The organism is Ileibacterium valens (assembly GCF_001945525.1).
Classification (GTDB): Bacteria; Bacillota_I; Bacilli_A; order Erysipelotrichales; family Erysipelotrichaceae; genus Ileibacterium; species Ileibacterium valens.
The window spans coordinates 1-11,109 of the sequence record NZ_MPJW01000166.1; the positions used below are offsets into that span (position 1 = coordinate 1).

The following is an 11,109-nucleotide window of genomic DNA, read 5'->3' on the forward strand; positions in this document are numbered from 1 at the left end:
AGGCAAATTCTCCAGCTGTTGCAAAGCGATTAAAATCTCCAATTTCAGTAATGATCCGCATAGCGATGGGCCTGGTTACTCCTTTGAAGCACGAAAGGGAACTAGCCAGTTCATTGTAATTTTCCTGTTTGGACATTTCGGTGATTCGCTCATCATTTCGAGCAATTTTGGTCTCAAGCTCCTCAAGAGTAATGAGATACTCGTCGAGCACCTCGCGATTCATTGGAGACAGCTCCAGGGATTTAAGCCAATCTCTGTGTTTTATAGTCCACTTGGTCTTTCCCTCATCAAAGGTGTAGCCAAGTTTCAACATAAAGGCATTAATCCGCTGTTTGAACTTCTTAATGGTTTCCTGAGTATCTTCACGAAGACGAATAAATGAGCGAACTTCCTGATCTTCCTGAGTAGGAACATAAACAGATCTATAGGTGTCATAGGCTAATGCTTCAGCCAGAGATTTTGCATCTCTGCGATCCGTTTTGCGAACGCGGTCTGTCTGAGCCAGACGGATTGTCGTTGGCGCCATAATCCGGCATTCAAAGCCCATTTTCGTAATTCTTTCATGGAAAGAAAATCCAAGACACCCAGCTTCGTAACCGAAAACGAGTTGAGTTCCAGGTTCAACTTCAGATTCGATTTTCTTGGCATACTTCCAGATCAATCGTGGATCATTATTAATTTTTGTCTGGTGACTATGTGTATTAGAATCTCGATCGAAAGTATCTAAACTGATTGTTTTACTGTGGACATCGCATCCGATAAAAAGTAAGCTTGCCATATAGGTCCTCCTAAGTCATGTGGTAATGACGTTTACTTTTGAATACACCCTAAGTATCCATCTAAATCCACGAATTGGCTTCTGGGGGGCCTTTCATATTATCTAAAATTATTAAAAGCCAGATTGAACTTTTTCAATCGGGCTTTCTTCTCGGCTTGCCGAGATGGGATAAATCAAGAACTGGAGATGTTTTTTTTCTTCCATCACCATCGCTCGCAACAATTGAATCGCTCTGAGTCCAGGAGGAAGCAACAGATCCCGCAGGAGCAAAGCGACGAGGACAGCTGTTACTTCAGAGTGGATGAAGTGCGATGATTGAGCGCGAGCGAGGGAGAGGAAGAAAAAAATCTTCTTGATCCTGAGTGAGCGAATTTATCGTAGCTCGCTGCGATTTGTTTCCCCCGCTTTAGCGGGTTCGTTTTTCTGCTTTTCATTCTTTTTCTTTCGATAACTTTCACCTAAAAATTCAAGTCTATGGGCTCCACCGGTCAGTCGATCCAGACAAGCATCTGCGAAGGTGTTATCTTTAAACAATTCATACCAATCACAAACTGGAAACTGAGAAATGAATAATAAAGAAAGGGCTAAGCCAACATTGTATTGGATTAGGCCTTTTATCTTGACTAAAAAGTCGAATGGTTTATGGTCATTTAGTCCGGAAAAGTGTTGTCTCAAATTCTGGAAAGTGTCGCTAATCAAATTGGAAACTGTTGTCGCCAGCTCCGGAATACTGTTGCTCCAAAAATTGGAAAGGTGATGCTCGATGTCCAGAATAGTGTTTTTTCAAGTCCGGAATTTCCAATGGTAACCTCCGTGGATAAAACTTCACGGTTATCATGTCAGTTCTTCAGACTGGTTTCAAAAGGCTCGGTTTGACGCTCTCATTCGCCTTTTGTAAAGCGCATCTCATAAAAAAATGGTACGAAACTTACGCAAAAAATTGCGTGAAGTTTCGTACAGCCTTAATCATCGTGGGTAAAGTTTATTTTATTTTTAAGCTGGTTCATTTTATTAAATGGAATTTCGTTATCAAATTGCAAACGCCCAACGAGTATTCCGGGAGTTATACCAAGCTTATTTGCAAAGTCGAGAATATAATTTTCGTTCATAGAGGCTGGATTTTCCAGAAACATCTTGTATTCTTCTGGCTTAATCAGGCAATTACGTGCAAATTGATTAGCTGCTTGCTCTAACTCCTCAGAAAAACAAGCAGAATCTCTCCATACATCACCATTCAGAATATGTCCAATTTCATGGAACAGACTGAACCAGAATCTATCAGCATCTTTATTTCGATCTGATAAAGCAATTACTATTTTGTTTTTCCATACAAAACTGGCTCCATGTATGCCGGAACCGGGAAAGGACGGAAGAAGCACAAGAATAATACCGTAATTAGCAAGAAATTCTTTTAGTTGTTCCGGAAGACTCTTTGATGATTTCATACTAAACTTTCTGATTTCATTCAAGGCTGAACGTAGGCCATGTAAATCCATATCGGCTATTGTTTGAACCTTGGTTTGCTCATAAGCTATATCTTTAGCCTTTTGAAGCCAGCATAGTGCACAGATATCACTTTTATCAGTTGCGAGCAGTTTGCGAAAAGCAATACAAGGTGCAATAGAATCTTTATCAATCAGTGTTAGTTGTGCGACATGAAAAAACTTTCTTAGTACTCTCACTTTTTCAACTAAATTCTTTTCTTTTGGAATCCAGCCTAATTTTTGCAGATCACTGACAGGAAACTTGCTGAGTAGTTTTAAATCTTCATCCATTTCGTTTTCCTCTCGGACCAGCTCTAATGTTTTTCGATAGTTTTCTTCAAGATTTATCCAGAAGTCAGAGGACACACCCAAAACACTTTCTAATTTTAATGCTATTTTTTCGGTGAGCCCTACTTTTCCGTTAATTAATTCACTAACGTGTTTAGGGGATACGTCGAGTCTATCGGCAAGCTCCTTTTGAGTCATTCCTCTGTCTTCAATTAGTTCCTTCAAAGTTTCTCCTGGAGGAACAGCCAGGTAGGTTTTACTATTCTCCATGGAACCACGGCCTTTCTTTTATTAGTGGTAATCGACAATCTCGATTATTATAGCTGAATCGGGAGGTGAATCAGTAAATATAAGTCTATAAGGATGAACCAAATCCATTGCATACTGTCCAGTCCGGTTGTTACTTAAGGAGTGGCATCTTCCAATTCTGTTGTCCAATAAGAATTGAAGAGAGGAGGCAGCTCTAATTTCCGATAAACGTTGACTTAATTTATTTGCTGTTTTTTCTCCAAATTCTTTTTTCAGATTTGAATAGGATGAACAGATCTTCTCCAACTTCTTAGTCTTAAATTTAATATCTATTTAGCCGATTACCTCTTACGTAATTATAATATCGTAAAAATTAATCCATGTATATAGATATGTTGGTTTGATTATTCAATATGATAAGATTTGCTCAAAAAAGAGCAGACAGTTTTATCTGTCTGCTCTTTTCGAACCAGATCATCTGTAAGTAGAACGAAATAGAACTTGGATCAGGATTAAATTTCTTCTTTTGTTCGTTTCTTTCGAATCATTCTCGTTATAGCAATTCGAATCGTCATGATAAATGTCAGTGAAGAAACTCCACTCAGAAACCAGATATACCAGGTATGATTGGTGGTAAAGAGTGCCAGGGGATTGATCTCTTCAATGATGTTGTCCCAGATGGCTTCGGTAAACATATTTAAAATCATATCTCTTGAAAACCAGCAATGAATCAGGATGCCCAGAGCAAAGGTGAATAACCATCCAAATGCATAGGGACTTCCTCGTTTGATTTTTATTTCTTCAACGATCTTATCTTTCTTTTTCGAATTTTCTTTTTTCAGTTCGACTCCTTTAGTTTCCAGATAACCGGTGACCAAAGCAACCGGAAGCAGTATAAGAAATATTGTTACGTTTGTCGTATCCCATTTCATTGTGACCAAAAACAAAACGATTGAGTAAATGGGGACAAAATAATCATGCCAGTTGTTAAATGAAACAAATTTTTTCGCCTTAATGAAATTATGTATTACAAACCAGATCAGGACGATCATCAGCAACAAATTAATAACCATAAAAACTCCTCCAAAATGATAATAGTGCAAATCAAACAGTCGAGAAATTTATTGAAATTGTAAGCTTGAATAAGTTGCACACTGCTTTTTATGACTGAATCCAATCTGGGACGAGAGGCTGGTGATGGACTGATACCAAAAACCAGAAGAAATACATCTGAAGCAGATGTATATAACTGCACCACAAGGAGGTAGAGATTAAACTTAATATATTGTAATAATGGATTATTACAAAATAAAATAAGGACTTTCTGTTGACGAATGCTGAAAGCGGTTTTATACTCTGATTATAAGTTTCATTAAGATTATTGTAATAATCAATAATCACAAAAGAAAGGAGAAATATTTTGTTATTAGTAGAAAGTGGAACCATGCAGGCGAGGATTACTGAAGATTCTTCCCCAAAAGCAAAAAGGTATTTTTACTATTCCAGAGAAGATCTTGATCGAGATCTCGCGAGAATGCATGACGACAAGACCGATACCAAGAGTGTGGTGACAAGCTTTGAGGTAAAAACCCTCAACGAAGGAGATGTGGTCTTTTCATTGACGTCCAATACGGCAGCTATTGTTCAGAAAGAAAGGGATGGATATATCCTTACGCAAAATTTTGTCAGAATTAAACCCGATTCTGGTGACCTGGATCCCGGCTATCTTGTCTATTTACTGAATGAAGATTCAAAAGTCAGAAAGCAGATCATGAGTGAAGCTGGAATCTCAGTGAATCGAATAAATGTATCTTTGCTGGAAAGGTTAAAACTTCCACCACTTCCATCAATCAAAAGACAGAAGCTGATTGGAGATCTCTACTTTTCGGTAAAGAAGAGAAGATACCTGCAGGAAAGAAAAGCCGATTTGGAACAGTTTGCTTTACTTCAAGTGTTAAAGGAGGCGAATATGAATGATCAAGTCAAAAAGTGAGCTGGAATTTGAAAATGAGTTCATTGAAAAACTGACTACAGGAACGATTTCTTTGCCTGAAGATCAGAGTGGAAGAGTAATCAAAACCCGTCTATGGAAATATGAACCATCGATTAAAACAACCGAGCAGCTCTGGCAAAACTTCAAAAGTATTCTCGAGCAGCACAACAGTAAATCCCTTGATGGACCTTTGTCACCTGCTGAATTTGCACAGGTCAAAAAACAGATTACTGATTTGAATACCCCATTTCAGGCAGGACAGTTTCTTTATGGAATGAATGGTGTTTCTCAGATAGAAGTCGACATGGATGATGGCAGGCATGTCTATTTAACAGTATTTGATCAGTCTCAGATTGGGGCCGGAGATACAGTCTATCAGGTAGTTAACCAGATCCAAAAACCAGCCATACTTCCTGGAAAGCCAAACCGAAGATTTGATGTGACTCTTCTGATAAATGGACTGCCTATCATTCAGATCGAGTTGAAAAAAGACACCCATGATGCCAATGAAGCACTCAATCAAATGCATCAGTATATTACAGAAGCTCAATACGGAGACATTTTCTCTACACTGCAGATTCTGGTTGGAATGACTCCTCACAACACAAAATATATGGCAAATACAACTGCAGATCGATTTAATAAGGAGTTTTCCTTCCATTGGCAAAGAAAGAATGACTCTACCATTGTCCGAAACTGGGAAGAATTCACTGATACAGTCCTTTCAATTCCTGCAGCTCATAATCTGGCGACCAATTATATGATTCTTGATGGAACACCCAACAAGGAAATGCTTAAAGTAATGAGGCCTTACCAGGTATATGCCACCGAAAATGCAATTCAGGCGATTAAGAACAGAGATCCGGATCTGCTCTTAAATAAGCTTGGTTTCATCTGGCATATAACGGGTTCTGGAAAAACTATCACCAGTTTCAAGACGGCTTGGCAGGCCAGTAACCTTCCTACAGTCGACAAGGTTGTATTTGTCGTAGACCGAAAAAATCTGACCAGACAGACTCTTGAAAACTACAGAGCTTATGATCCTGAATATTCTAATGGTGACCAAGACTTTTCCAGTATTGCAGATACTGCAAATACCCGTGAACTGATTAAGAATCTGAAATCGAATTCAAACGACATTGTGATTACGTCTGTTCAGAAGCTTCAACGGCTAGTAAGAAAGAAAAATTTTACAGCTCCTGACAAAAGAATTCTATTTATTGTGGATGAAGCTCATCGATCGACTGGCGGAGAAGTATTCCGAGAGATTCAGAAAAAATTCAAGCGCTCTTCCTGGCTAGGTTATACAGGAACACCGCTATTTGATGATTCCAAAGGAAAACTCAAAACTGCAGACATCTTTGGTAAATGCATTCATGATTATACGATTCGAAATGCGATTGCTGATCACAATGTTCTCGGTTTTAATGTCGATTTTAAAACAACCATTGAAGAAGAAACTGTTCGGAATAAATATCTTCCTGATTTCTATCGCCGACAGAATCCTGACTGGACTGAAGAGCAGATCGAAGAAAAGATCAATAACATTACGGAAGATGACATTGACGATAATCTTAATGCCAGCTTCTACGACAATAATCCAGCCCATGTAAAAGCGGTAGTTGCCGATATCTTCAAAAACTGGAGAAATCGGTCAGTGGATGGAAAATACAATGCCATACTTACAACTCATGTCGGAGGAAATAGGCCAAGTATTCCGATGGCTATGATGTATTATGATGAGTTTCAAAGAGTAAACGAAGAAAATCGAAAACTTGGAAAACCAACTTTGAAGGTGACAGTATCCTTTTCCATGGATTCAACCAATGGTGAAAACATGTTAAAGACCAACCAGGCTCTATCCAGAGTGATCGATCACTATAACAAAGAGTTCGGAACAAGTTTTGGTCTGGATTCAGTAGAAGAGTACAAAAATGATGTTGAAGACAGACTGAAAAAGATTAACCGAGAAGGGGAACCTCTTGATCTGTTAATTGTAGTCGATCAGTTTCTGACGGGAACTGATGCTCCTGAGCTGAATACTCTGTATGTCGATCGTACTTTAAAAGGAGCCAGCCTGGTCCAGGCGTATTCAAGAACAAACCGAATTCACGATAAGTTTGATAAGCCCTTTGGACATATCATTAATTACCGCTGGCCTAAACAGAATGAAAAACTGATGAATGAAGCTCTGGCTATTTATACAGACAGTTCATTCAAGAATTTAACTCCATCAGAACAGGAAGAAGCGAATGTTGGCAATAAGGTTATTGCCAAAAAATTTGATGACGTTGTCAGGGATGTCCAGGAAATCGTGGGTGAGATGAGAGAACTGACCGCAAACTTCAATCACCTTCCTTATTCAGAGAATGAAAAATACAGATTTGCAGATTTATTAACAGACTATAACAAGGGAATTGCTATGCTTAAGCAATATCCGGAAGATTCAGAGAGTAAATATGGAGGATATAATCCGGATTTTCCAGAACGGATGATTGCTGCATTAGGGATGAATCTGGATGAACAGGAGCAACTGGAAACAGTTCTAACTCATGAAATAAAAGAATTTATTGGTAAGAAAACTGGAATTCCTGTATCTGATCTGGATCTTCGAGTCATTCATATCAAAGATGTCATCGTAAATTACGACTATCTGACAGAACAGCTGGAAAACTTGCTGAATCAGATCCATGAAAACGAAATGGAAAATGCAAAAACAACAGAAACCAATATCAGAAAGTTTGCCAACTCTCTGGATGACAGAAGATATGCCAGAAGTATTCATTCAACAGCCGACGCGATTGTAAGTAGACAGTTTCCAAGAGTTGGATCTAAATTCCATTACCCATATAAGTTAAAAAGCAGCGAGGAAGTCATCAAACAGGCTGAGCAGACAGTAAGAGAAAACATCTTTGAAAAATTTATTCAGGAATGGGGTCTACAGGACATTATTTCAGCTGCTTCACTAAATCGAATGACTGCTAATCACGTCTTTGGAGAACAGGATCTTGATGAAGCCAACCGACTGACAAATCTGTTAAGAGAAGGACAGCAACAATATAAGGAAAAAGCAGTAAGTGACAAAGTAAGAGCCTTAACTCGAATCAAATACAGAAACGAACTCAGACGATCATTAACCGATCTTGCTGACAAAATGGTTTCTGAGTAAGGAGCAAGAATGGAAAAAGATAAACTAGAACCAAAACTAAGATTTCCTGGTTTTACTGAACCTTGGGAACATCGTAAGTTGGGAAATATATCGAAGAAGTGTATTGTGAAGAATACCAATAAAGCTATTACAGAAACTTTCACCAATTCTGCTGAACATGGAATAGTCAGCCAACGAGATTTTTTTGATAAAGATATTGCTAATCAAGAGAACATTTCTAGTTATTACGTTGTAAATATTGATGATTTTGTCTACAACCCTAGAATTTCTAGTAGTGCTCCATGCGGACCAATTAGTAGAAATAAACTAGGTAGGCAAGGCATTATGTCTCCTTTATATACGGTGTTTTCACCTTCAGGAGTTGATCTAGCATTCCTTGAACAATACTTTAAAACTAGTCGATGGTATTCGTATATGTATTTGAATGGTGATACCGGAGCCAGAGCGGATCGATTTGCAATTAAAGACAAGAGTTTTTTTGATATGCCAATAGCTACTCCATCTTCATTAAATGAACAAGAAATAATCAGTACCTTTTTAGACCAAACTGATTATCGTATAACCCTTCATCAGCGAAAGGAAGAAGAACTCCAAAAATTAAAAAAAGGACTACTGCAAAAAATGTTCCCGAAAGATGGAGAATCTGTTCCAGAAGTCAGATTCCCGAATTTTACTAACACTTGGGAACAGCGTGAACTCACTTGTCTGATTAGACTCGAACGTGGTCTAACCTACAAACCAGAAGATATTCGTGAAGACGGGATTAGAGTCCTTAGATCATCGAATATAGTTGGAGACAGCTTTATCCTCGCATATGATGATGTATTTGTTGATCCTCGGGTGGTTAATATACCCTTTTCTGAAGACGGTGATATTTTGATTACTGCCGCCAATGGCTCATCTAAGTTAGTTGGTAAACATGCTTTAATTAAAGGGGTTAAGCCAGAAACTACTGTCCCAGGAGGATTCATGTTTGTCGGTAAGACAGAATATCCAGACTTCGTTAATGCTCTGTTGAGCGCTCCCTGGTATTCAAGGTTTATTGCAAAATCGACAGCAGGAGGAAATGGAGCTATTGGAAATCTAAATAAGAACAGTCTGATGAAGACATTGATATTTAAACCATCTTTATCTGAGATGGATTGTATAGGCTACATGTTTTCAATGATAGATTCTCTCATTACCCTTCATCATCGTAAGACTGAAGAACTTAAAAAGCTGAAGAAAGCCTTACTGCAACAGATGTTTGTTTAATCGGACTAAATATCAAATTAAAAAAGACTAATTAAATCGTTGAAGTAGATGTTATTGCGACTAAATCAGCGTTTCTAATATGCATAATCAAATGCAGATTGTTTTGCCAAATAAACAAGACTAAATTTATCTGGCAATTTAAAGAAAGGAATTTAAGAATAATAATCAAATATGGAAAAAATTACAAATATTGAATCGACACTTTGGGAAATGGCAAATAAGCTTCGCGGAGCTATGGATGCTTCGGAATATAAAAACTATATTTTAGGTTTTATGTTCTACATGTTTTTGTCAGATAAACAGGAGAAATACTTAACTTCTCAGGATCTGATCGAAATTGAACCTGGACAAACTTTTACAGAAGCTTTTTTAGAGATCATGGATGATCCAGAAAACTATAAAGAATACGAAGAGGATATTACAGCAGCCTTAGGCTACATGATCAAGCCTGACTATACTTGGCCAGTACTGATTCAAAAGATCCAGGAAGGTAAGATTATTCCTTCAGACTATCAGGATATTTTTGACAGCTTCAATGAAAGCACAAAAATGAATAAGGATGCAGAGCAGGATTTTCGTGGAATCTTTGCGGATATGAATCTGGGGGATTCAAGACTTGGAAATTCAACGATAGAACGTGCTAAATCCCTTGGAAGAATTGTAGAGCTTGTTAATACAATCAACTTTGAAGAGAAATCTGATAAAGATGTTCTGGGACATATCTATGAATATCTGATCGGACAATTTGCGGCGAATGCTGGAAAAAAGGGAGGAGAATTCTATACTCCTCATGAGGTTTCTCAAATTATGGCAAGGATCGTTACAAATGGAGTGAAGAAAGAAGCAGATCAGGACTTTTCTGTTTTTGACCCTGCCTGTGGATCTGGATCATTATTGCTGACAGTAGGTCATGCTCTAAATGGAGATCAGAATCCTGGAGTTATTAAGTACTATGGTCAGGAACTCAACACGACTACATACAACCTAGCCAGAATGAATCTGATTATGCATGATGTGGACTATAAAGACATGACTCTGAGAAATAATGATACCCTCAAAGGGGATTGGCCTGACGGCCCGGATGCTTTTGGCATCGATCGTCCAAGAAGCTTTGATGCAGTTGTAGCCAATCCTCCTTATTCGGCTCATTGGGATGCAGAAGAATCCATGATGAAAGATCCTCGTTTTAAGGATTATGGAAAACTTGCTCCTAAGACAAAAGCTGATATGGCGTTCTTATTGGATGGGTTATATCACTTGAACAGTGATGGAGTAATGGCGATTGTATTGCCTCATGGGGTTCTGTTCAGAGGAGCAGCTGAAGGAGTAATCAGAAAAACTCTGATTGAAAAGAATCATATTGATACAGTAATCGGGTTACCAGCCAACCTTTTCTACGGAACAAGCATTCCAACAATTATAATGATTCTCAAAAAGAATAAACCATCAAAAGACATTCTTTTCATTGATGCAAGCCAATACTTTAAAAAAGCTAAAAACAAGAATGTTTTGACTGAGGAAGATATCGATCGTATTGTTAAAGCTTATGAAGAACGAAAAGATATTGAGAAATACGCCCATGTAGTATCTCTTAAAGAAGTTCAGGAAAACGATTATAATCTAAATATTCCTAGATACGTAGATACTTCTGAAGAGGAGGAAGAGATTGATATCCAGGAAGTATTGAAGTCTCTTCATGAAATTGATAAGGAAATTGAAGAACTGAATGAGGTTATTAATGAAGACCTCATTAGCCTTGGGATCATTGGATCTGTCAACTAAACTGTGTAAGTAGTTTTACAGCCGTTAGTTTACTGGACCAGTTCACTGCCTGATTCAAACACTACATGCCTGGTCTGTTCTGTCCAGGGTCCACAGGACCCCGAAGGGGCTT

Annotated in this window: 8 protein-coding genes; 4 read left to right on the forward strand and 4 right to left on the reverse strand. The window is 38.2% G+C overall.

Annotation, left to right across the window (positions count from 1 at the left end; all coding sequences use genetic code 11):
* The 4 genes from BO222_RS08515 to BO222_RS08535 form a co-directional block, all read right to left on the reverse strand.
* The coding region (locus BO222_RS08515; RefSeq protein WP_075820162.1) for an IS110 family transposase at positions 1 to 778 on the reverse strand (778 nt) is incomplete at its 3' end.
* 372 nt (positions 779 to 1,150) lie between these two features.
* Positions 1,151 to 1,477 (reverse strand): ATP-binding protein, encoded by a 327-nt coding sequence (locus tag BO222_RS08520; RefSeq protein ID WP_075820164.1) that lies wholly within the window; start codon positions 1,475 to 1,477, stop codon positions 1,151 to 1,153.
* Positions 1,478 to 1,740: 263 nt separating this feature from the next.
* Positions 1,741 to 2,820 (reverse strand): HigA family addiction module antitoxin, encoded by a 1,080-nt coding sequence (locus tag BO222_RS08525; protein WP_075820166.1) that lies wholly within the window; start codon positions 2,818 to 2,820, stop codon positions 1,741 to 1,743.
* Positions 2,821 to 3,311: 491 nt separating this feature from the next.
* Entirely contained in the window at positions 3,312 to 3,872 is a 561-nt protein-coding gene (locus BO222_RS08535; RefSeq protein WP_075820170.1) for a hypothetical protein, read from the reverse strand.
* 347 nt (positions 3,873 to 4,219) lie between these two features.
* On the opposite strand from BO222_RS08535, the gene BO222_RS08540 reads away from it, so the two are divergent.
* The 4 genes from BO222_RS08540 to BO222_RS08555 all read left to right on the forward strand — a co-directional run bounded on the left by BO222_RS08540 (position 4,220) and on the right by BO222_RS08555 (position 10,997).
* Positions 4,220 to 4,792, forward strand: a complete 573-nt coding sequence (locus BO222_RS08540) for a restriction endonuclease subunit S (protein ID WP_083647758.1) — start codon at positions 4,220 to 4,222, stop codon at positions 4,790 to 4,792.
* A complete protein-coding gene (locus BO222_RS08545; protein WP_075820172.1) occupies positions 4,773 to 7,961 on the forward strand; it encodes a type I restriction endonuclease subunit R in 3,189 nt (1,062 codons plus the stop codon). Before BO222_RS08540 ends, BO222_RS08545 begins: the two co-directional genes overlap by 20 nt.
* A 9-nt stretch (positions 7,962 to 7,970) precedes the next feature.
* On the forward strand, positions 7,971 to 9,215 hold the full coding sequence (locus BO222_RS08550) for a restriction endonuclease subunit S (protein WP_075820174.1): 1,245 nt from the start codon (positions 7,971 to 7,973) through the stop codon (positions 9,213 to 9,215).
* 171 nt (positions 9,216 to 9,386) lie between these two features.
* On the forward strand, positions 9,387 to 10,997 hold the full coding sequence (locus tag BO222_RS08555) for a type I restriction-modification system subunit M (RefSeq protein ID WP_075820176.1): 1,611 nt from the start codon (positions 9,387 to 9,389) through the stop codon (positions 10,995 to 10,997).
* The last annotated feature ends 112 nt before the right edge of the window (positions 10,998 to 11,109 follow it).